General features: G+C 62.6%; 13 protein-coding genes. 7 read left to right on the top strand and 6 right to left on the bottom strand.

Translation table 11 applies throughout. From position 1 onward, the window contains the following. Positions 1-92: 92 nt before the first annotated feature. Both ptrR and L6D64_RS28350 read left to right on the top strand, forming a co-directional pair. Complete coding sequence (gene ptrR / locus L6D64_RS01855) at positions 93-986, top strand: putrescine utilization regulator PtrR (RefSeq protein ID WP_176507912.1); 894 nt, start codon at positions 93-95, stop codon at positions 984-986. 125 nt (positions 987-1,111) lie between these two features. Then, entirely contained in the window at positions 1,112-1,240 is a 129-nt protein-coding gene (locus L6D64_RS28350) for a PA1414 family protein (protein WP_302468944.1), read from the top strand. Between the two features lie 177 nt (positions 1,241-1,417). Here L6D64_RS28350 and L6D64_RS01850 read toward each other — a convergent pair whose 3' ends face one another. Both L6D64_RS01850 and speB read right to left on the bottom strand, forming a co-directional pair. Then, a complete protein-coding gene (locus L6D64_RS01850; protein WP_176507913.1) occupies positions 1,418-2,797 on the bottom strand; it encodes a sodium:solute symporter family protein in 1,380 nt (459 codons plus the stop codon). Between the two features lie 139 nt (positions 2,798-2,936). Next, the gene (speB, locus tag L6D64_RS01845; RefSeq protein ID WP_054885670.1) at positions 2,937-3,887 is read right to left on the bottom strand and encodes an agmatinase; all 951 of its coding nucleotides are present in this window, start codon (positions 3,885-3,887) and stop codon (positions 2,937-2,939) included. A gap of 223 nt (positions 3,888-4,110) precedes the next feature. On the opposite strand from speB, the gene L6D64_RS01840 reads away from it, so the two are divergent. The 3 genes from L6D64_RS01840 (at position 4,111) to L6D64_RS01830 (ending at position 7,373) form a co-directional block, all read left to right on the top strand. Further along, positions 4,111-5,004: a LysR family transcriptional regulator gene (locus L6D64_RS01840; RefSeq protein ID WP_152953938.1), complete on the top strand. Its 894-nt coding sequence runs from the start codon at positions 4,111-4,113 to the stop codon at positions 5,002-5,004. Between the two features lie 134 nt (positions 5,005-5,138). Further along, positions 5,139-6,704: a methyl-accepting chemotaxis protein gene (locus L6D64_RS01835; RefSeq protein WP_176507914.1), complete on the top strand. Its 1,566-nt coding sequence runs from the start codon at positions 5,139-5,141 to the stop codon at positions 6,702-6,704. Between the two features lie 72 nt (positions 6,705-6,776). Beyond that, positions 6,777-7,373, top strand: coding sequence for a tRNA-uridine aminocarboxypropyltransferase (locus L6D64_RS01830; RefSeq protein WP_176507915.1), 597 nt, complete (start codon positions 6,777-6,779; stop codon positions 7,371-7,373). 170 nt (positions 7,374-7,543) lie between these two features. On the opposite strand, the gene L6D64_RS01825 is transcribed toward L6D64_RS01830, so the two are convergent. Continuing rightward, positions 7,544-7,837 carry a DUF3757 domain-containing protein gene (locus L6D64_RS01825; RefSeq protein ID WP_176507916.1) on the bottom strand — a complete coding sequence of 98 codons (294 nt, stop codon included), beginning with the start codon at positions 7,835-7,837 and terminating at the stop codon, positions 7,544-7,546. Positions 7,838-8,414: 577 nt separating this feature from the next. Here L6D64_RS01825 and L6D64_RS01820 point away from each other — a divergent pair. Then, positions 8,415-8,642: a hypothetical protein gene (locus tag L6D64_RS01820; protein ID WP_176507917.1), complete on the top strand. Its 228-nt coding sequence runs from the start codon at positions 8,415-8,417 to the stop codon at positions 8,640-8,642. Positions 8,643-8,802: 160 nt separating this feature from the next. Here the strand turns inward: L6D64_RS01820 and L6D64_RS01815 are convergent, their stop codons facing one another. The 3 genes from L6D64_RS01815 to L6D64_RS01805 all read right to left on the bottom strand — a co-directional run bounded on the left by L6D64_RS01815 (position 8,803) and on the right by L6D64_RS01805 (position 13,749). Next, a complete protein-coding gene (locus L6D64_RS01815) occupies positions 8,803-10,146 on the bottom strand; it encodes an HlyD family type I secretion periplasmic adaptor subunit (RefSeq protein WP_476748438.1) in 1,344 nt (447 codons plus the stop codon). 18 nt (positions 10,147-10,164) lie between these two features. Then, positions 10,165-12,300 carry a type I secretion system permease/ATPase gene (locus L6D64_RS01810; RefSeq protein ID WP_176507948.1) on the bottom strand — a complete coding sequence of 712 codons (2,136 nt, stop codon included), beginning with the start codon at positions 12,298-12,300 and terminating at the stop codon, positions 10,165-10,167. 75 nt (positions 12,301-12,375) lie between these two features. Next, complete coding sequence (locus tag L6D64_RS01805) at positions 12,376-13,749, bottom strand: TolC family outer membrane protein (RefSeq protein WP_176507919.1); 1,374 nt, start codon at positions 13,747-13,749, stop codon at positions 12,376-12,378. A gap of 468 nt (positions 13,750-14,217) precedes the next feature. On the opposite strand from L6D64_RS01805, the gene L6D64_RS01800 reads away from it, so the two are divergent. Continuing rightward, the gene (locus L6D64_RS01800) at positions 14,218-22,836 is read left to right on the top strand and encodes a retention module-containing protein (protein ID WP_236192301.1); all 8,619 of its coding nucleotides are present in this window, start codon (positions 14,218-14,220) and stop codon (positions 22,834-22,836) included. The last annotated feature ends 10 nt before the right edge of the window (positions 22,837-22,846 follow it).

Below are 22,846 nucleotides of genomic sequence, written 5' to 3'. Positions count from 1 at the left end.
GCGAATCGATGCGATGGATGGCAGGTTAGGGCGGATTGACTTTCAATAAAATTGAATAATGATGATCAAGTTGTTCTGTTTTGGAGAATGTCATGGAGTTCAGCCAACTGCGCATCTTCCAGGCCGTGGCCGAGGAAGGTTCGGTGACCCGCGCCGCCGAGCGGCTGCATCGGGTGCCGTCGAACCTGTCGACGCGCCTGCGCCAGCTCGAAGAGCAACTGGGGGTGGATTTGTTCCTGCGCGAACGTCAGCGCTTGCAGCTGTCACCCGCTGGCAAGGTGCTGCTGGATTACGCCAACCGCCTGTCGGCGCTGCGTGATGAAGCGGTGGCGGCGGTGCAGGGCGGCCAGCCGGCCGGTGATTTCGTGCTGGGCACCATGTACAGCACTGCCGCCATCCATTTGCCGGCGCTGTTGGCGCGCTACCACCAGCAATACCCGGCGGTGAACCTGCAGGTACAGGCAGCCCCCAGCGGCGACCTGCTGGAAGGCCTGCTCAGCCATCGCCTGGATGCCGCACTGGTGGACGGCCCGCCAAGCCTGGCCGGGCTGGATGGTGTCCCGCTGTGCGATGAAGTGCTGGTCTTGATCACCAGCCCGGAACACCCAGCGGTGCGCAGTGCCAGGGACGTGGCCGGCAAGGCGGTGTTCACCTTCCGCCAGGGCTGTTCCTACCGTATGCGCCTGGAGGCCTGGTATGCCCATGACCACACGCCGATGGGGCGGGTGATGGAAATCGAGTCGTACCAGAGCATGCTGGCCTGCGTGATTGCGGGTGCGGGCGTAGCCTTGATGGCGCAATCGATGCTAGACAGCCTGCCTGGGCGTGATCGAGTCAGCGCGCATCGGTTGCATTCACCCTTCGATCACGCAGAAACCTGGTTGATGTGGCGCCAGGGCATGCGCGGGGCGAATTTGCAGGCCTGGATCGATCTGCAACAAACCGAAACGATTAACCAGTCGTCGGAATGCGCCGTTTCCGCTTGATCCGCGTCAATCTAGCCCATATCTGTAGGAACAAGAGCATGCGTAGTACAGGACATCGGACTATGATCTGTATGAAACATCGCAAGATTGAATTTGCCGTGAGGCTGACCCGTCAAGGGGGCATTATGAAAAACCCAATGTTCAACTGGCTCCACGACCTGGCCGTCGCCTTGGGGCTGATTCCACCACCTTTGCAGCCGGTGCCGATCCCGACTGATGAAGAGCAGCGCAAGCGCCAGCCGCGTCGTCGCTGACATGCAAAAGGCCGCAGCATCTGTCCGATGCCGCGGCCTTTTCGTTTCTGCAATTTTTGTTTCGCCTGTGCGGGCCTCTTCGCGGGTAAACCCGCTCCCACAGGGGCCGCATCGCCTTCAAGGCCTGTTGCGATCCTGTGGGAGCGGGCTTGCCCGCGAAGAAGCTGACGCGATCGATCAGGCCAGCTTCACTTCACCCAGCGGCTTGCGCGACAGCACGCTCACCAGCACGAAGCTCACCAGGCCAACCGCCAGGCTGTAGTAGATCGGCGTGTTGGCATCCAGCCCGTCCTTGAACATGAAGAACAGTGCGGTGGCAAAGCCCAGCGACATGCTGGCGATGGCGCCTGCGGTGGTTGCACGCTTCCAGAAGATCGCCCCAATCAGCGGGATCAGCATGCCGCCGACCAGCAGGTTGTAGGCCAGGGTCAGGGCGCTGATCACATCGTTCACCGCCATGGCGATGCCCAGCACCACCAGGCCGGTGATCAGGGTGAACAGGCGGCTGACGCCCAGGCTCGACTGCTTGCCGCCACGCAGCTTGGGCAGCAGGTCTTCGGTCAGGGTGGTCGAGGCTGCCAGCAAGCCGGCACTGGCGGTCGACATCATGGCCGCCAGCGCGGCTGCCATCAGCAGGCCACGAATACCTTCCGGCAACTGGCCCTTGATCATCTCGGCAAAGGCATTGTTCGGGTTGGCCAGGTCCGGCATCAGCACATGGGCGGACATGCCGATCAGGGCGCAAGCCAGGCCGTACAGCACGCAGTACACACCGGCGGTGGTGCCGGCGCGCTGGCAGACCTTTTCGTCACGGGCGGTGAATACCCGCTGCCAGATGTCCTGGCCGATCAGGATGCCGAAGAAGTAGATCAGGAAGTAGGTGATGATGGTGTCCCAGCCGATGGTGGTCCAGCTGAAGCTGGCCGCCGGCAACTTGGCCACCAGGGTATCCCAGCCACCGGCCTTGTACAGGCAGATGGGCAGCAGGATGAACATCAGGCCAACGGTCTTGATCACGAACTGGACGATGTCGGTGAGGGTGAGCGACCACATGCCACCGATGGTCGAATAGATCACCACCACACCGCCGCCGAGCAGCAGCGACGCCCAGAAGGGCAGGTCGAGCAGCACTTGCAGCACGGTTGCCATGGCCAGGGTCGAGGTGACGCCGATCATCAGCGCATAGGCCAGCATGATCGCCGCGCTGGCCTGGCGGGCCATGGGGTTGTAGCGGCGCTCCAGCACCTGGGTCACGGTGAAGATCTTCAGGCGCAGCAGGGGTTTGGCCAGGAACAGGTTGAGGGCGATGATGCCCAGGCCCAGGGCGGCACACAGCCAGAAGCCGGAAATGCCGTGGACGTAGCCCAGGCGCACGGTGCCGACGGTGGAGGCGCCGCCGAGCACGGTGGTGGCCATGGTGCCCATGTACAGGGTCGGGCCGAGGTTGCGCCCGGCCACGAGGTAGTCTTCGTGGGTTCTAGCGCGCCGCATGCCATACCAGCCCAGCCCGAGCATGCCGACGGTGTAGATCATTACAACAATGATGTCCAAGGCCATTGGGGGTCTCCCGATTATCTTTATTATGGCGAGATCGACCGCAAGGCGGGTTCACGGCGCCCGGCGGTCTTGTCTTGTGTTGGCGGGCCTCTATGGCCCTCCCTCATGGCTCCTGCCGGGGTACTTCAGGCAAAGCTGATCAGCGACGCACGACGCCCGGCAGCACGCAGAGCATCTCGAACAGCAGGTTGGCGCCAAGCAGCGAGGTGTTGCCGGTGGTGTCGTAAGGCGGGGAGACTTCGACCAGGTCACAGCCGATCAGGTCCAGGCCGTGGCAGCCGCGAATGATCTCCATCGCCTGGATGGTGGTCAAGCCGCCGATTTCCGGGGTGCCGGTGCCTGGGGCCCAGGCCGGGTCGATGCCGTCGATGTCGAACGACAGGTACACCGGGCCACCGCCGACCTTTTCGCGCACTTCGGCCATCAGCGGTTCCAGTGACTTGTGCCAGCACTCTTCGGCCTGCACCACGCGGAAGCCCTGGCGGCGGCTCCAGTTGAAGTCGTCGGCGGTATAGCCCTGGGCGCGCAGGCCGATCTGCACCACACGGTCGCAATCGAGCAGGCCTTCTTCAACGGCGCGGCGGAAGGTGGTGCCGTGGGCGATCTTCTCGCCGAACATGTGGTCGTTGACGTCGGCGTGGGCATCGATGTGCACCAGGCCGATCTTGCCGTGCTTCTTGTGCAGGGCGCGCAGGATCGGCAGGGTGATGGTGTGGTCACCACCCAGGGTCAACGGGATGACGTTATGCTCGACGATCTCATCGTAGGCCTGTTCGATGATGCGCACGGCGTCGAGCAGGTTGAACGTGTTGATCGCCACGTCACCGATGTCGGCCACCGACAGCGAATCGAACGGGGCGGCACCGGTGGCCATGTTGTACGGGCGGATCATCACCGATTCGGCGCGGATCTGCCGCGGGCCGAAGCGGGTGCCGGAGCGCAGCGAGGTACCGATGTCCAGAGGTACGCCGATGAACGCGGCGTCAAGGCCTTCGGCGCTTTGCAGGTGGGGGAGACGGAGCATGGTGGCGATGCCGCCGAAACGCGGCATTTCGTTGCCGCCCAGTGGTTGGTGGAGAACTTTGTCCACGGTGGGCCTCATCAGTCGGTCGATTGTTCTGTTTGTTCGAACCTGTGCCGCCGCACGCCTTTCAGCTTTGTATATGCCGGCGGGCAGGGCCATTTCGGCCAAGTCTGCGCAAGGTAGTGCGTGAGAAAAATCGCTACCGGCAAATACTTACTTCAGGAATTTCTGAACTATCGCCCACAGGAGCGGTTAGACTGCGCGCAGATACCTTGCGGAACCGTTGCCCATGGCCTCGACCTTGCCCGACCTGAAACTGCTGCGCATCTTCGTCAGCGTGGTGCGCCACCAGGGGTTCGCCAATGCCCAGCGCGAACTCAACCTGTCGACCTCGGCCATCAGTACCTACATGAGCCAGCTCGAAGGCGCCCTGGGGATCGTGCTGTGCCACCGTGGCCGGGGCGGCTTCAGCCTGACCAGCAAGGGCGAGCTGTTCCATCAGGAGACCCTGCGCCTGCTGGCCGAGCTGGACGGTTTCGAACAGTACGCCGCAGCGCTCAAGGGCGAGCTGCGCGGCACCCTCAACCTGGGGGTGATCGATTCCACCGTTGGCGACCAGGCGCTGCCCTTGGCCGAGGCCATCGGGGCCTATAGCCAGGAACACCCGGCGGTGCACCTGCACCTGTCGGTGTCCAGCCCCTACGAGCTGCAACTCGGTGTGCAGGACAACCGTCTGGACCTGGCCATCGGTGCGTTTTCCTCGCGCATGAGTGGCTTGCTCTACCTGCCGCTTTACCGCGAACAGCATTGGCTCTATTGCAGCAGCCGCCACTCGTTGTTCGCCGAGCGGCGCATCCCCGAGCAGGTGGTGACGCAGCAACGCATGGTGGGGCGTGGCTACTGGAGTCAGGCCGAACTGGCCCGGCACGGCTTCAAGCACAGTGCGGCGACCGTGGAAAGCATGGAGGCGCAGCTGATCCTGATTCTCTCGGGCGCCTACATCGGCTACCTGCCCGAGCACTACGCCCAGGCTTGGGTCGACAAGGGCGACCTCAGGGTGCTATCGCCGGCGACTTTCGGGTATCAGGCGCCATTCTCGCTGATCGTGCGCAGGGGGCGTAGTCGTGAGCCGCTGATTCAAACATTCCGGGACCTGCTCAAGAGCCAGTTGAATGTCGGTTGAAGGGTGAGCTTCGTAGGACAATCCGACTGAGTGCGCTAAATAAATTTCTAAATTAGCCGCTAACCCCTCCACGCTCTGCTAGATATTTAGTTGCGCTGCACCCTCAATACCCCCTCTGCGAAGGACCGTTCAAGATGCGCATGAACTTGCCCGTCACTGAGCACGAAAGAACCTTTCCCCACGAGCAGCGCCTGATCTCCACCACGGACCTCAATAGCCGCATCACCTACTGCAATGACGCCTTCGTCGCGATCAGCGGTTTCACCTACGACGAACTGGTCGGCCAGCCACACAACCTGGTGCGTCACCCTGACATGCCCCCCGCCGTGTTCGGCCATATGTGGGAGACCATCAAGCAAGGCAAACCCTGGATGGGGGTGGTCAAGAACCGCGCCAAGAACGGCGATCACTATTGGGTCAGCGCCTATGTCACGGCGATCTACGAGAATGGCCGCATCAGTGGCTACGAGTCGGTGCGTTCGGTGCCGACCCGCGGGCAGATCCGCCGTGCCGAAGCCCTGTACGCGCGGCTGCGCGCGGGCAAGTCGCCGGCGCCCTGGGCAGCCCGGTTGGCGCGTGGCGTGGCCCACGGCGGGCCGTTGATCGGCGCCGGCCTGCTGTCGGCTGCCGGCTACCTCTGGTTGCCGCCTCATCTGGCGCTGGGCGTGCTGATGACCAGCTTGCTGGTGGCCTGGTACCTGATCGAACGCCAGCAAGGCCAAACGATCCGCCGCACGCTTGCGGAGCACCCGAAGGCGTTCACCAGCCCTCTGGTGGCCCTGACCTACAGTGACAATCCTGGGCTGCTGGGCCAGCTCGACCTTGCCATCATCAGCGAAGAAGCGCGCCTGCAAACCGCGCTTACTCGCCTGGTGGATGCCGGCGTCGGGGTCAAGTCGCGGGCCGCTCAGTCGGCCGACCTGTCCGATGCCCAGGCGCAGATGCTCGACCGCCAGCGTAGCGAGACCGACCAGTCGGCCACGGCCATCGCCCAGATGGCCGCAACCATCCAGGAGGTCACCCACAACGTACAAAGCACGGCCCATGCCGCCGGTGACGCCGACCAGTTGGCCCAGCACGGCAGCGAGCTGGCGCAGCAGAGCCTGAAGGCCATGGGCAGCATGAACGAGGCGGTCAGTGACATTGGTCAGGCGGTCAACGCCCTGGCCGAGCAGACCCAGTCGATCGGCAGTGTGGTCGATGTGATCACGTCGATTGCCGAGCAGACCAACCTGCTGGCGCTCAACGCCGCGATCGAGGCAGCCCGCGCCGGCGAGCAGGGCAGGGGCTTTGCCGTGGTCGCCGACGAGGTGCGTTCGCTGGCGCAGCGCACACGTGCTTCCACCGACGAAATCCACCAGATCATCGCCTCGCTGCGTGCTGGCGCCGAGCATGCAGTGAGCACTGCCAGCCGCGGCGAGCAGATTTCGCGCGACAGTGTGCAAAGTGTCGAGGCGGTGCAAACGGCGCTGGCCGGCATTGCCCAGGCGGTCAGCCGCATCACCGGCATGAGCCAGCAGATGGCCACGGCGTCGGAGCAGCAGAGCCATGTGGCCGAGGATATCAACCAACAGATCGTGCGCATTGCCCAACTGTGCGACCAGTCGGCGGGGCAGGCCAAACAGGGGGCCGAGATCAGTCAGGACCTGGAACGGATGGCCGAGTACCTGCATAGCCTGGCAGAGCGGTTCAACCGCTGAAGACGTTGGGGCCCGCAAAGCGGGCCCAAATTTCCAGCCTGTGGCAAAATCCCTCCGCCAACGGAGACCCCCATGCCCAGACCCCGCTGCGAACGCTGCCAGCGCCCGCTCGACCATTGCCTTTGCCCGCTGATCCCCAGCCTCGACAGCCGCACCCGCGTGGTCCTGCTGCAGCACCCCAGCGAAACCACCCACGCGCTGAACACCGCCCGCCTGGCCGCCCTGGGCCTGGTCAATGCCGAACTGCGGGTCGGGGAAGTGTTCACTGACCTTGGCGAGCTGTTGGCCAGCCCAGGCTACCGGCCTGTGCTGCTGTTCCCGGGCGAACAGGCGCAAGCGCTGACGGCGTACGGCGAAACGGACGACAGGCCATTGATGCTGATCGTCCCCGACGGCACCTGGCGCAAGGCACGCAAGCTGCTGTACCTGAATCCGCTGCTCGACGCGCTGCCTCGCGTGACCTTGGCCGAGGTGGCGCCTTCACGCTACCGCCTGCGCAAGGCACCGGAGCCGGGGGCGGTGTCGACGATCGAGGCGGTGGTGCAGGCGTTGAACGTGCTGGAACAACCCGTGAATTTCGATGACCTGTTGCGGCCGTTCGAAGCGTTGATCGAAGGGCAGATCAAGGCGATGGGTGTTGATGTATTCGAGCGAAATCACGTTTGCTGAAGCCAGTTGGGCCGCTTTGCGGCCCTTCGCGGGCTCGTCCGCTCCCACATGTACGGCGCTAAACTCAGCAAATGCGCGGTTCCTGTGGGAGCGGGCGAGCCCGCGAAGGGCTGCAAGGCAGCCCCAATCAAGGCGGTATATTTAACTGACCGGCATTAGGCTTCAGCGCATCATTTTTTCAATGCCAGGCTGATGCCCCCATCCTTGCTCTCGTATCGGCAAATGATCGAGGTTGTGGTCTCTTTCTGATTTAGCAGTTTGAATTCATTGGCCTTCGATTCTTCTGCCTCGGGTGTGAAGCCCAACCATTGGCCGTCCGCATTGGTGGCGCTGTAAGCAATCCCGTCCATGTCGTCTTGTGTATCAGCTTTTTGGCTGATGCTAGATGGCTCTGGACATGTAGCTGCAAGTGCGTTCCCCACTCCCAGTACGCTTGCAATACCTACAATCGCAAAAAATCGCATGTGACCTACTCCTTCAGGTAATTGGAGCCGTCAGCATGCAACCCTTCGCGAGTTGGCACTACTGGCAAAAATGCTAGGTCTTCAGCAGCGTGACACTGTGCAAGGCCGCTGCTATTAGAATTGAAAAAGTGCGATTTCCTACATGTTTAATAGGCAATCGAAGTGGTTTCGCCGCTTGCGGTAAAGGCGTTGGAGGGATAAATTCCCTCTGTCGCGGCAAATTCCGCGACCGGGTTTGGCGACCCGGATAACTTGGCGCAACAGCGCCCCACACGATTGCAGGCGCTTTTTTTGTGCCCGCAGCCTCGTGCCATGGCGGCTGTGCGTGGGAGACCTTCGGGTCTGCCGGGTTCCAAGTTCCCGGTTCGCCAACCTGCGTACAGCTGCCACCCAATTGTTTGGCGACGATGTGTGGCAGCTCCAACCTAACTTGGAGTTTCATGCATGCTTACCTTGAGCCCTGCCAGGATCCTCGCATTCGTTCTCCGCCGGCGTGATTTGCCAGCGCTAGATCACCACCGTTTCTGCCCGGTGATCAGTCAATTCTGTTCTGCCTGCGTAGCAAGGAGGAGGATCGATGACTGATCAGGAGCGTTTGCTCAACATACGAAGCTATGCCTGGACACTTGAATTGCTTGGCGAGGCACTCGTTCAGCACGATGAGATGCTGGAGTGTGAGCACAATCCTCAGCTGAGCTTTCGCAACACTGCGGGGATTCATCAGGCAATCCGTATCATCAGTCGATTGGCCAGTGAGCATTGTGGGAAGTTGAGTCAGTTGCAGGAAGACTTTGCTCCGGATTGAACGCCTGTGCGGTGAGGGGAAGAGATTGTGAGAGGGCATGTATGTGCATGCCATGGCATCTTCAGCTGTGAAATCGAGCGCCGCCCGCGCGGCGCTCGATCTCCCAGGCGCTGAAAGTATCAAGGCATCCACCTGGCAACCCAAACGCAATCCAAACCAATCACCGCTCCCGCAACGCCTCGGTCCGTGCCTTGAGCACCGGCTTGAGCAAATAATCCAGCACGCTCTTCTGCCCAGTGATGATATCCACCGTGGCCACCATCCCGGGGATGATCAGCAGCGGCTTGTTGTCCCCGCCCAGGTGGTTCTTCTCGGTCCTCACCTGGATCAGGTAGAACGCATTGCCCTTGTCATCGGTGACGGTGTCGGCGCTGATCAGCTCCAGCTTGGCCTTGAGCCCGCCGTAGATGGTGTAGTCGTAGGCACTGAACTTGACCATCGCCGGTTGCCCCGGGTGCAGGAAGGCCACATCTTGCGGGCGCACCTTGGCCTCGATCAGCAGGTTGTCCTCGATCGGCACGATCTCCACCAGGTCGCTGCCCGGCTGCACCACGCCGCCGATGGTGTTGACCTTGAGCAGCTTGACGATGCCGCGCACTGGCGACACGACCGTGGTGCGGTTGACCCGGTCGTCGATGGCGATGCTGGTGGCGGTGATCTTGGACAACTCGGTGCGCTTGTCGTTGAGCTCCTTGGCAGCATCCGAGCGGAAGCTTGCGTCGGACTCTTCGATCTTGCTCTTGATCTCGGCAATCGCCGCCTCGGCGCGGGGGATGGCCAGGCTGGTGGCATTGAGCTGGCCGCGGGCTTCTACGGTGCGTTGCTTGAGGCGCAGGATCTCCACCGGGGAGATGGCGCCTTTGCTCACCAGCGGCGCCGACATGTCCGTTTCCTGCTGCAGTAGTGCCACGGCCGAGCGGTATTGGTCGACCTTGGAGCGGAACTCGGCCAGCTCCTGGTTCTTCTGCCGCAGTTGTTCGTTGAGGGTCTGTTTTTCGCTGGCCAGGCGCCGCTGGCGCGAACCGTACAGGGCGATCTCGTCTTCGGCGACCTGCGGCGCCTTGGCACGTACTTCATCCGAGGGCACGAACGGGCGGCCCTCGGCTTCCGCCGAAAGGCGCTCGACCTGCACGGTCAGGGCATAACGGTCAGCCTCGCTTTCGCCTTTGTTGGACTTGAAGCGGGTGTCGTCCAGGCGCAGCAACGTGGCGCCTTTTTCGACCATCTGCCCTTCGCGCACGAAAATCTCGGTCACGATGCCGCCTTCGAGGTTCTGCACCACCTGCACCTTGCTCGACGGGATGGCCTTGCCTTCGCCGACCGTCACTTCGTCGAGCACCGCCAGGCTGGCCCAGACCAGCGCCACCAGCAATAGCGCGGCGGCCAGCCACACGGTCAGGCGCGACAGGCGTGGCGAGTCCTGCAGGGTGGCGCCGGCCAGTTCCGGCATGTAGTCGCGTTCGGCCCGTTTGTCGGTACCCTGGCTGCTGCGTACGCTTTGCATGAGAGGCATGGTGAGCTCCTACAGGGCCGAGCCGATACGGCCCTTGCGCAGGGCGTCGACAACCGCATCCTTCGGCCCGTCGGCGACGATCTTGCCGTTGTCCAGCACCACCAGCCGCTCCACCAGGCTGAGCATCGCGGTGCGATGGGTGACCAGCAGCACGGTCTTGCCTGGCACCCAGCTCAGCAGGCGCTGGCGCAGTTGCTCTTCGCTGCTGTTGTCCATGTGGCTGGTGGGCTCGTCGAGGATCAGGATCGGCGGTTCCAGCAGCAGCGCGCGAGCCAGCAGCACAGCCTGGCGCTGGCCGCCGGAGAGCAACTGGCCGCGCTCGCCTACCGGGCGGTCGAAACCATTGGGGTGTTGCCGGGCCAGCTCGCTGACGCCCGTCAGTTCGGCCACTTCGAGCATGCGCGCATCGCTGATGTGGCGGGCGCCGAGGGTCAGGTTGTCGCGCAGGCTGCCGGCCAGCAGTGACAGGTCGTGTGCCACGTAGCCGATCTGGCTGCGCAGGTCGGCGATGTCCAGCTGGCGCAGGTCAAGGTTGTCCAGCAGCACCTGGCCTTCGTCGGGGTGATGGAAGCCCATCAGCAGGCGCCCGAGGGTGCTCTTGCCCGAGCCGCTGCGGCCGATGATGCCGACGCGCTCGCCGGGGGTGATGGTCAGGTTCACATCGTGCAGGGCCGGGCTGACTTGCCCCGGGTAGCGGAAGGTGATGTGGCTCAGCGCCAGGCCGCCCTTGAGCGTGGTGTGCTCCAGGGCCTGCTGATCGAGCTGGCGTTCCTGGGGCAGGGCCATCAGTGCATCGGTACTGCGCATGGTCAGCTGCGCCTGTTGGTAGCGGGTGATCAGCCCGGCGATCTGGCCGAGCGGGGCGAGGACGCGGCTGCCGAGCATGTAGCTGGCGACCAGGGCGCCAACGCTGAGGTTGCCGGCGATGATGCTGTACACCCCGGCAACGATGGTGGCCATGCCGCAGAACTGCTGGATGAACAGCGTGCCGTTGCTGGCCAGCGACGACAGGTTGCGGGCGTGGGCGTCGAGGCGGGCGATGGCGGCGTTGGTGTGCTCCCACTGGTACTGGCGTTCGCTTTCGGCGCCGCAGGCCTTGAGGGTTTCCAGGCCGCCGAGGGTTTCGATCAACAGCGCCTGGCGCACGGCGCCGAGGCTCAGGCTTTTCTGCACGGTGTCGCGCAGGCGGGCCTGGATGGCCAGGGCAAAGCCTACGGCTAGCGGGAAGGCGATCAGCGGGATCAGCACCAGCCAGCCACCGAGCAGGCCGATCACCAGCAGCATCAGCGCCACGAAGGGCAGGTCGATGATGCTGGTCAGGGTGACTGCGGTGAGGAATTCACGCAGGCCCTGAAAGTCATGGATGCTTTGGGCGAAACCACCGATGGTGGCGGGCTTGGCCTTCATCGCCATGCCGGTGATGCGCTCGAACAGGGTAGCGGAGAGGATCAGGTCGGTCTTCTTGCCGGCCTGGTCCAGCAAGTGGGCGCGGACCATGCGCAGCACCAGCTCGAAGGCGGTGCCGATGAACAGGCCAGCGACCAGCACCCACAAGGTCGACAGCGCCTGGTTGGGGACCACGCGGTCGTACGTCTGCATCACGAACAGCGGCACCATCAGGCCGAGCAGGTTGATCAGCAGGCTCGCCAGCAGGGCGTCGCCATACAACCAACGGGAATGGCGCAGGGTGTCGCGGAACCAGGCGTTGACCCGCGGCAACAGCGGTGAGCGCACGTCTTCGAGGGTATGCCGTGGGCGGGCGAACAGGGCGTGGCCGCTGTAGGCCTGCTGCAGTGCTTCGCGCTCGACCCATTGCTCGCCGCCTTCAGCTTCGCAGGGCAGAATCAGCGCGCGGCCGTCATCGCCCCAGCGCTGCAACACCGCGCTGCGGCCATTGTCGAGCAACAGCAGCACTGGCAGGTTGAGCGCCGAGATATCATCCAGCGCCCGCTCCAGCACCCGCGCTTGCAGCCCGGCACGCGCCGCAGCCCGCGGCAGCAAGTCGGCGCCCAGACGTTGCCGGGCCAATGGCAGGCCGCTGCACAGGCTGGCGCGGCTGGCCGGGCGGCCGTGCAACCGGCAGAGGATCAGCAGGCCATCGAGCAGTGGGTCATCGACATCCGGGCGCGGTTGCGCACTTTGCATACTGGTCACGATGGCCTACTCCCGCCAGGTGGATGGTTTTGCTGTGCAGGCGATCCGTGCCAGTGCGGGCGACGCTCAGCGCATGTCGGGCAATCTGGCTTCGGTCCGGACGTCGTTGTTGGCGATAGCCTCTGGTGGTAACGAAATGCGTTGTTTGCTGAGCAGTTCACCCATGGTCGCCAGTACCCGGTACATCGAATACTCTTCGGTATAACGCACTTCGGTGTAACGGCGGTTGGCGTTGTACAGCTCGTTTTCGCTGTCGAGCACGTCGAGCAGGGTGCGCTGGCCCAGGCCGAACTGGTCCTGATAGGCGGCGCGCACGCGCTGAGTGGTCTCGGCGTATTCGCGTGCGGTCGGGGTCTGCTTGCGGGCGTTGTTCATCGCGTTCCAGGACAACCGGAGGTTTTCGGTCAGCTCGCGCAGGGCATTGTTGCGGATGTCCAGGGCCTGGTTGATCTTGTGCGCGTCAGATTGCAGCCGGGCTTTGTCACTGCCGCCACGGAACAGGTTGTAACTGAGCTCGACGCCGGCCTGCCAGTCGTTGTTGCTATGGCCTCGCTCGCCGCCGATGTTGTTGTTGGCACCGGTGGCCAGCACCGCGTCCAGACGCGGGTAGAACGGCGACTTGGCCACTTCGTATTGCTGTTCCGCGGCATTGACGTCGGCCTGGGCCGACTTCAGGTAAGGGTTGTTCTGGCGCATGGCTTCGCGTGCTTCGTCCAGCGTGCCTGGCACATCAACCTTGATCGAGCGTGGCCCTTCCAGTTCGTCTGGCACTCGGCCGACCACACTGTAGAAGTTGGCTTCGGCGTCGGCGAGGTCGACTTCGGCAGTGTCCAGGTTGTTTTCTGCCAGGGCGCGACGGGCGCGGGACTGGTCGAGGTCGGCGGTGCTACCGACACCTCGTTCGCTGCGCAGGCCGATCTGGTCGTTGACGCGCAAATGCGCCTGCAGGTTGTTCTTGGCCAGGTCCACAAGCTCCCGGCGCTTGAGCACTTCCAGATACACCTCCACGGTACGCAGGGCGACATCCTGGGCGATGGCCTGGGTGTAGTAGGCGCGAGAGGTCGCCACCGCCTCGGTGCGGCCCACTTCATTGGCGGTGTTGAAACCGTCGAAGATCATTTGCCGCAGGCGCAGTTCCGACTGTGTGTAGTTGAGGGTTTCCTTGTCGTGGTTGGTCGTGCCGTCCGGGTTGATACCACGGGTGTTGAGGTTGTCCGAGCGCTGACGCCCGTAACCTGCCACCAGATCCACGGTCGGGTAATAACCACCGCGGGCGAATTTGACATCCTCATCGGCCGAAAGCTTGCTGTTGCGATTGGAGCTGATCTGCGGGTGGTAATCCACGGCACTCTGGATGGCTTCGTTGAGGGACATCGCCTCGACGTTCGTGCATGCCATGGCTACCAACATTGCGCTGGCGAGGGGGGTTAAAACGCGCATGGGGCTACTTCTCCCTGGTCACAAAAATTTCCTGCTTTTCGCCAAAAAAATGACGAAATTTATTATCCAAACCGTTTCATGTTTGTAACAACTGAGCTAAGAACATTTGACGCGCGATCTAAGAAGATTTTTTCATAATGGCTATGCGAAAAAAAACTTATGCGGTCTATGGAAAGCAAGACATTGTTTCATCCAAGCGAATTCGCGAGTCGTTACAGAACGCGAGTTACAAGCACTGCAGCAAGTTCCATATTTTTTGCAGCTAAGGACGAAGAGGGGTTAGGTGAAAGCAGTATTTGGCGACAAAAAATTGGCACGGATTGATGGCCAACTTACATTATTACTATCGCCAAAGTAGTGCCTGAGCGTACGCGTCTTACAGTCGAGCGGTTTCGTACCTCATGCCCGCACCTGCCTGCGCAATGTCATTGGCTGATGTAGCCCACCAGTAAGGGGAGGCGTGCGCTCATGGCTAAGTATGTCGGTGTGGTCAGCAAGGTGATTGGCCAGGTATTCGCAGTCGCCAGCGATGGAAGTCGGCGCCCTTTGATCGAAGGTGACCGCCTGTTCGTGGGCGAGCAGCTGAAGACGGGGGCTGCTGGGGCCGTGGCGGTGCGCCTGCAGAACGGTGCCGAGTTGACCCTGGGCCGCGACAGCAGCCTGGAGATGACGCCGGACCTGCTTGCCAACCGGGCGCCCCATGCACCGGCCCACGACGTAGCGCCGAGCGACGCACAATTGAGTGATGTGGAGCGTATCCAGCAGGCGATTGCCGCAGGCGACGACCCGACCCAGAGCGCCGAGGCGACCGCCGCCGGCTCAGGCAGCCCTAGTGTCTCCGGGGCGCTGGGGGGTGGTCACAGTTTCGTCATACTTGATGAAGTCGGCGCCCGTGTCGATCCCGTGGTGGGCTTCCCGACGGCAGGTTTCAATGGTTTTCCCGAACTCGCCAACCGCGAAGTAGGCGGCCTCGACCCCAGCAATGGCGGTACGCTCAACGGTCGGCCTGTGGCAGGTGACAACGGCAATGGCGGCACGGGACTTGCGGAGCCGACCATCCCGTCAGTAGACGAAAATCATCCTGTCACCTTGCTGGGCCTGAACATCGCCCCGGGTGAACTGAGCCTGAACGAGGCGAATCTGCCACTGGGTTCTGCCAGTGATGCGGTGGCACTGACCCAACAGGGCCGCTTTACCGTGGTGGCACAGGATGGCGTGTTCAATCTCAGTGTCGGTGGCATCAATGTGGTGACGGGCGGTGTGGTGACAGGCGTTGGACAGTCGATCGCCACCGGGCTAGGTAACATCCTGACGATTACTGGCTACAACCCTGACACTGGCGAGGTCAGTTACAGCTATACGCTCACTGCATCCGGACAACATATCGAAAATGATGGGGCCAAGTCGTTGACCGAGCATTTGCAGGTGCTCGTCAGTGACAGTGACGGTGATGTCGCCCAAGGCTCGCTCGATGTGATCATCCATGATGATGCGCCGCAGGCTTTCGATGATGGCAACGCGGTGACGGCAACCGAACAGCACGTCGAGCTGACCGGTAACGTGCTGAGCAATGATATCCAGGGCGCTGACCGCGTTGCGGGTGGCCCGGTGATCGCCGGTACTTACACCGGCACCTACGGCACGTTGGTCCTGGCCGCAGACGGATCCTACACCTACACGCTCAACCCCAACGCCCCGGACTTCACGAACCTGGGCGGTGGCGGCGAGGGTGTGGAGCATTTCACCTACACCATCAAGGACGCTGACGGCGACACCAGCACGGCGACCCTGACGTTGAACATCAGCAACCTCAACGACCCGGTGACCCTCAACGGCCTGGACGTGCAGAACGGCGAGCTGAGCGTCTACGAGAAGAACCTGAGCGACGGCACCTCCCCGGATGCGAATGCACTGACCCAGCAAGGCACCTTCAAGGTCACTGCACCGGATGGCCTGCAAAGCCTGAGTGTGGGCGGTATCGCCGTGGTCACCGGCGGCGTGGCCGTCGGCTTCCCGCAATCGGTGGTCACGCCGCAAGGCAACACCCTGACCATCACCGGTTACAACCCGAGCACCGGGGTAGTGAGCTACAGCTACACCCTGACCGACAATGGCAACCACCCAGACGGTGCTGGTACCAACAGCATCAGCGAACACTTCGACGTGGTCGCCAAGGATGTCGATGGCAGCACTGCCACCGGCAGCCTGGACGTGAACATTGTCGATGACGTGCCGAAAGCGGTGGACGACAGCAACGCGGTGACGGCAACCGAACAGCACGTCGAGCTGACCGGTAACGTGCTGAGCAACGATATCCAGGGCGCTGACCGCGTGGCGGGTGGCCCGGTGATCGCCGGTACTTACACCGGCACCTACGGCACATTGGTCCTGGCCGCAGACGGATCCTACACCTACACGCTCAACCCCAACGCCCCGGACTTCACGAACCTGGGCGGTGGCGGCGAGGGTGTGGAGCATTTCACCTACACCATCAAGGACGCTGACGGCGACACCAGCACGGCGACCCTGACGTTGAACATCAGCAACCTCAACGACCCGGTGACCCTCAACGGCCTGGACGTGCAGAACGGCGAGCTGAGCGTCTACGAGAAGAACCTGAGCGACGGCACCTCCCCGGATGCGAATGCACTGACCCAGCAAGGCACCTTCAAGGTCACTGCACCGGATGGCCTGCAAAGCCTGAGTGTGGGCGGTATCGCCGTGGTCACCGGCGGCGTGGCCGTCGGCTTCCCGCAATCGGTGGTCACGCCGCAAGGCAACACCCTGACCATCACCGGTTACAACCCGAGCACCGGGGTAGTGAGCTACAGCTACACCCTGACCGACAATGGCAACCACCCAGACGGTGCTGGTACCAACAGCATCAGCGAACACTTCGACGTGGTCGCCAAGGATGTCGATGGAAGCACTGCCACCGGCAGCCTGGACGTGAACATTGTCGATGACGTGCCGAAAGCGGTGGACGACAGCAACGCGGTGACGGCAACCGAACAGCACGTCGAGCTGACCGGTAACGTGCTGAGCAACGATATCCAGGGCGCTGACCGCGTGGCGGGTGGCCCGGTGATCGCCGGTACTTACACCGGCACCTACGGCACATTGGTCCTGGCCGCAGACGGATCCTACACCTACACGCTCAACCCCAACGCCCCGGACTTCACGAACCTGGGCGGTGGCGGCGAGGGTGTGGAGCATTTCACCTACACCATCAAGGACGCTGACGGCGACACCAGCACGGCGACCCTGACGTTGAACATCAGCAACCTCAATGACCCGGTGACCCTCAACGGCCTGGATCTGCAAAACGGCGAGCTCAGCGTCTACGAGAAGAACCTGAGCGACGGCACCTCCCCGGATGCGAATGCACTGACCCAGCAAGGCACCTTCAAGGTCACTGCACCGGATGGCCTGCAAAGCTTGAGTGTGGGCGGTATCGCCGTGGTCACCGGCGGCGTGGCCGTCGGCTTCCCGCAATCGGTGGTCACGCCGCAAGGCAACACCCTGACCATCACCGGTTACAACCCGAGCACCGGGGTAGTGAGCTACAGCTACACCCTGACCGACAACGGCAACCACCCAGACGGTGCCGGTGCCAACAGCATCAGCGAACACTTCGACGTGGTCGCCAAGGATGTCGATGGCAGCACCGCCACCGGCAGCCTGGACGTCAACATCGTCGATGACGTGCCGCAGGCGAGCGCGGATACCACCAGCGTGGTTGAAGGCGGGACAGCCACAGGCAATGTCTTGTGGAATGACAAACTGGGTGCGGACCAGGCGGGCACCGGCAATGTCGTGGTCGGTGCGCGTGCCGGATCCGATACGTCGACATCGGCCATCGGCAATCTCAATGCCGCGATCGTGGGCCAGTACGGCACCTTGACCATTGATGCGGCGGGTAATGCGGTCTATCACGCCAACCCGAATGCGGTGCTGCCGCAAGGCGCCAGCGACGTTTTCGTCTACACCATTCGCGACACTGACGGTGACGAGAGCACCACGACCATCACGATCAATGTGCAGGACTGCTCGCTCGTTGCCGGCCCCGTGGGCGGGGTAACGGTCCACGAGAGCGCTCTGGATACCCATCAGGATGGCGGTGACCTGGCGGCAGGTAGCGTCACCGGCAGCGACCCGGACTCGACTCATGAAACCGCTTCCGGCAGCTTGGCAGGCTCAGCCAGCGGCGGTGTCGGTGCGTTGACCTACAGCCTGGTGAGCGATGCCACGGGGCAGTACGGCCAGCTTCACCTGAACGCCGACGGCACCTACACCTACACCCTGACCTCGCCGGCCAACTCGCCGACCCACGCCAACGACGGCCCCAACACTGTCACTGAAAGCTTCACCTACGAGGTGAAAGACGCGGTCGGCAATTCGACCACCAGCACCCTTGTCATCACCATCGTCGACGACGTGCCGCAAGCCCACAGCGATTACACCAGTGTGTACAAGGGCGACGTAGTGCGCGGCAATGTGATGTACAACGATGTGGTCGGTGCGGATGTGCGCACTGATGGCAACTATGTGGTCGGTGTGCGCGCTGGCAGCGATACCTCCACCTCGGCCATCGGCCAGCTGAACACCCAGGTGAATGGCCAGTACGGCTACCTGACCCTCGATGAAAAGGGCAATGCGGTTTACCACTCCAACCCGGACGTGGTGTCGCCGCGCGATGCCGTTGACACCTTCGTCTACACCATTCGCGATGCCGACGGTGACGAAAGCACCACGACGATCACCATCAACGTCCACAATTCGCTGATGGCCTGCGAGGACCGTGATGTCACGGTGTACGAAAACGCCCTGGACCTGCACAAGGACGGCAACGACCTGGCCGCCGGCAGTGTCACCGGCAGCGACCCGGACTCGAGCCGCGAAACCGCCTCCGGCACCCTGGTCGGCTCAGCCAGCGGCGGTGTCGGTGCGCTGACCTACAGCCTGGTGGGCGATGCCACGGGCCAGTACGGCCAGCTTCACCTGAACGCCGACGGCACCTACACCTACACCCTGACCTCGCCGGCCAACTCGCCGACCCACGCCAACGACGGCCCCAACACTGCCACCGAAAGCTTCACTTACCAGGTGAAAGACGCGGTCGGCAATTCGACCACCAGCACCCTTGTCATCACCATCGTCGACGACGTGCCGCAAGCCCACAGCGATTACACCAGTGTGTACAAGGGCGACGTAGTGCGCGGCAATGTGATGTACAACGATGTGGTCGGTGCCGATGTGCGCACTGATGGCAACTATGTGGTCGGTGTGCGCGCTGGCAGCGACACCTCCACCTCGGCCATCGGCCAGCTGAACACCCAGGTGAATGGCCAGTACGGCTACCTGACCCTCGATGAAAAGGGCAATGCGGTTTACCACTCCAACCCGGACGTGGTGTCGCCGCGCGATGCCGTTGACACCTTCGTCTACACCATTCGCGATGCCGACGGTGACGAAAGCACCACGACGGTCACCATCAACGTGCATGACCCGCGTATCGAAGTGTGCATGGACGGTGGCGTCACGGTGTTCGAAAAAGCGCTGGACTTGAACAAGGACGGCAGCGATCTCGCCGCAGGTACCGTTACCGGCAGCAACCCGACATCGTCCCTCGAAACCGCGTCTGGCAGCTTGGTCGGCCTGGCCAGTGGTGGTTTGGGCGCGTTGTCCTACAGCCTGGTCAGTAATGCTGTCGGGCAGTACGGCCAGCTTCATCTGAATGCCGACGGCAGCTACACCTATACCCTGACGTCTCCGGCCAACTCACCGACCCATGCCAACGACGGCGCCAACACCGTGACGGAGTCCTTTACCTATCAGGTCCAGGACGCCTATGGCCATTCGGCCACCAGCACCATCGTCATCTCCATCGTCGACGACGTGCCCCAAGCCCATTGCGATTTCGTCAGCGTGTACAAGGGTGACGAGGTGCGCGGCAATGTGATGTACAACGACGTGGTCGGGGCCGATGTGCGCAGCGATGGCAACTATGTGGTTGGCGTGCGTGCCGGTAACGACACCAGTACCTCGGCCATCGGCCAGCTGAACACCCAGGTCAATGGCCAGTATGGCTACCTGACCCTCGATGAAAAGGGCAATGCGGTCTACCACTCCAACCCGGACGTGGTCTCGCCACGGGACGCGGTCGACACCTTCGTCTACACCCTGCGCGATGCCGACGGTGACGAAAGCACCACGACGATCACCATCAACGTGCACGATGCCACCCTCGTGGCCTGCGGGGACCGTGATGTCACGGTGTACGAGAAAGCCCTCGACCTGCACAAGGATGGCAACGACCTGGCTGCGGGCACCACCGTTGGCAGCGATCCGACATCGACCGGCGAAACCGCATCCGGCTCGCTGGTTGGGTCGGTTTCCGGTGGCGTGGGGGGGCTGACGTACAGCCTGGTGGGCAATGCTGTCGGCCAGTACGGGCAGATCAGCGTCAACCCTGACGGCAGCTACACCTACACGCTGACTTCACCCGCCAATACCCCGGGTGCCGTTTCGGCGGTCGAAAACTTCACCTACAAGGCCACCGACGCGCTGGGCCACAGCGTCACCAGCAACATCGCCATCACCATTGTCGACGATGTGCCCAATGCGGTCTGCGCCGAACGCAGCATCACACCGGGCAAGCTGGATTCCAACATCCTGTTGGTGATCGATGTGTCCGGCAGCATGGATTGTGCTTCAGGCATACCCGGCCTGACCCGCCTGGACGCGGCCAAACACGCCATCGCTGCGCTGCTCGACAAGTACGACGGCATGGGCGACACCAAGGTGCAGATCGTCACCTTCAGCGGTGGGGCGCAGATCCAGTCGGCGGAGTGGGTCAGCATCGACGTCGCCAAGTCGATCGTCAGCGGCTTGCAGGCTGGCGGTTCGACCTACTACGACAGCGCGGCTACGGCTGCCCAGACGGCCTTTGCCCAGAATGGCAAGCTGGCCGGTGCACAGAATGTCAGCTACTTCTTCTCCGATGGCGAGCCCAGCTCCGGGCATGCCATGACCGCGTCCCGCGAAACCAGCTGGGAGACGTTCCTCGACAGCAATGGCATCAAATCCTACGCCATTGGCCTGGGCCAGGACATCAACGCGGGCAACCTGAACCCGTTGGCCTATGACGGCAGCAGCCATACCGACACCAACGCGGTAATCGTCAACGACTTCAACCAACTTTATGGCGTGCTGTCGGGCACCGTACAGGGTTCGCCGATTACCGGCAGCCTGCTCAGCGATGGCACCTTCGGCGCCGATGGCGGCTTCATCAAGGCCCTGCTGGTGGACGGCACCACCTACACCTATGACCCGAAAGCCAACGCGGGGCAGGGCGGTTACCTGGCCAGCGGTGGCGCCGACAGCGCCAGCTTCGACACTACCGGCCACACCCTCACCATCAAGACCAGCCTGGGCGGCAGCCTGCTGGTGAACATGGACACTGGCGAGTTCACCTATACGCCACCCAATGGCAATGACAGCAGCCCGCCCGAGCGTATCGGCTTCATGGTCAGCGACAATGACGGTGATACCAGCAGTGCTGACCTGCTGATCATGATCAATGGCAACCATGCACCGGTGGCGGTGGCCGACCATGTCATTACCAACATCACCGGTTCCAGCATCACCTTGCCGTCCGAAGTGCTGCTGGCCAATGACAGTGATCCGGACAACGACCACTTGAACGCGGCGCCGATCACCGTCAACACCCACTTTGCCGACAAGGGAGCCGGCTTCACCCTCGGCAATGGCGTGCCTGCCATCACCTTCGATGGCCAGGGCAATACGCTCGACAACCAGTTCAAGGCCCTGGACCGCAGTGCCTTCACCACTGCCGCCGGCAGCATGACCGCGGCACTCGTGGTGCTCGGCTACCTCGGCAACATCAGCAGCAGCAACGCAAATGGCGAGGACGTGATCACCGTCAGCCTGCGCAAGGGCGAGACCCTGCAGTTGGACCATGATCGCCCGGACGGCAACCTGAGCCTGGAGTGGAAGGATGCCAGTGGCAGCTACCAGCCCATCGCCGATGGCGGCAGCTTCACTGCCAGCCATGACGGGGTGTACAGCATCCATGTGGTCAATCAGGCCAACCCGTCGGACTACAGCAAGGCCGCCGAAAACTACAAGCTGAGCCTGGTGGTCGACTACAGCAATGCCGTGAACGAAGTGCATCAGGCCAGCTATACGGTCAGCGATGGTCATGGCGGCAGTGCTATTGGCGCGGTGGATATCACCTACCACGCCGGCACTACCCTGAATGGCACGGCAGGCAATGATGTATTGATGGCAAGCAACGTCGACACGCTCCTCGATGGTAGTGACGGCCATGATGTGCTGGTAGGCGGTTCGGGCAATGACACCCTGCACGGCGGCACTGGCAATGACCTGTTGATCGGCGGCCTTGGCAACGACCTGCTCGATGGCGGGGCGGGCAACGACACCGCCAGTTATGCCTCGGCCACCGGAGGGGTGACGGTCGACCTGAGCCATATTGGCCCGCAGGATACCGGTGCCGCTGGTATCGATACCTTGACCGGCATCGAGAACCTGATCGGCTCCGACTACAACGACACCCTGACCGGTGATGCCGGCGACAACCTGCTCAACGGTGGCCTGGGCAATGATGTGCTCAAGGGCGGCGATGGCAATGACATCCTCATCGGCGGGCCAGGCGACGACATCATGACCGGAGGCAACGGCAACGACGCCTTCGTCTGGCAAAAGGGCGACACTGGGCATGACACGGTGACCGACTTCACCCCGGGCAGCGACCACCTGGACCTGTCGCAACTGCTGCAGGGTGAGAATGCCACGGCGGCCTCGCTGGATGACTACCTGCACTTCAAGGTCAGCGGCAGCGGTACCAGCGTGGTCTCGACCATCGAAGTGAGCAGTGTGGCAGGGGCGGCGCCGACCCAGACCATCGACCTGGCGGGGGTCGACCTGGCCCAGCATTACGGGGTGACTGCGGGGGCAGGCGGCGTGATTTCGGCGGGGCAGGATACTGCGACCATCATCAACGGCATGATCAATGATCATTCGTTGAAGGTGGATACCGTGTAATAGCTGCCCT

This window comes from Pseudomonas urethralis, assembly GCF_021602465.1.
Lineage (GTDB): Bacteria > Pseudomonadota > Gammaproteobacteria > Pseudomonadales > Pseudomonadaceae > Aquipseudomonas > Aquipseudomonas vlassakiae.
The sequence above is the reverse complement of the archived record's forward strand: the minus strand, read 5'-3'. Positions and strand labels throughout refer to the sequence as shown.

Coding starts and splice junctions, on each gene's coding strand:
- L6D64_RS01805 (WP_176507919.1), bottom strand. CDS start 13,749: ATGCGCGTTTTAACCCCCCTCGCCAGCGCAATGTTGGTAGCCATGGCA.
- L6D64_RS01825 (WP_176507916.1), bottom strand. CDS start 7,837: ATGCGATTTTTTGCGATTGTAGGTATTGCAAGCGTACTGGGAGTGGGG.
- ptrR (WP_176507912.1), top strand. CDS start 93: ATGGAGTTCAGCCAACTGCGCATCTTCCAGGCCGTGGCCGAGGAAGGT.
- L6D64_RS01810 (WP_176507948.1), bottom strand. CDS start 12,300: ATGCAAAGTGCGCAACCGCGCCCGGATGTCGATGACCCACTGCTCGAT.
- L6D64_RS01830 (WP_176507915.1), top strand. CDS start 6,777: ATGCCCAGACCCCGCTGCGAACGCTGCCAGCGCCCGCTCGACCATTGC.
- L6D64_RS01800 (WP_236192301.1), top strand. CDS start 14,218: ATGGCTAAGTATGTCGGTGTGGTCAGCAAGGTGATTGGCCAGGTATTC.
- L6D64_RS28350 (WP_302468944.1), top strand. CDS start 1,112: ATGAAAAACCCAATGTTCAACTGGCTCCACGACCTGGCCGTCGCCTTG.
- L6D64_RS01820 (WP_176507917.1), top strand. CDS start 8,415: ATGACTGATCAGGAGCGTTTGCTCAACATACGAAGCTATGCCTGGACA.
- L6D64_RS01840 (WP_152953938.1), top strand. CDS start 4,111: ATGGCCTCGACCTTGCCCGACCTGAAACTGCTGCGCATCTTCGTCAGC.
- L6D64_RS01815 (WP_476748438.1), bottom strand. CDS start 10,146: ATGCAAAGCGTACGCAGCAGCCAGGGTACCGACAAACGGGCCGAACGC.
- L6D64_RS01850 (WP_176507913.1), bottom strand. CDS start 2,797: ATGGCCTTGGACATCATTGTTGTAATGATCTACACCGTCGGCATGCTC.
- L6D64_RS01835 (WP_176507914.1), top strand. CDS start 5,139: ATGCGCATGAACTTGCCCGTCACTGAGCACGAAAGAACCTTTCCCCAC.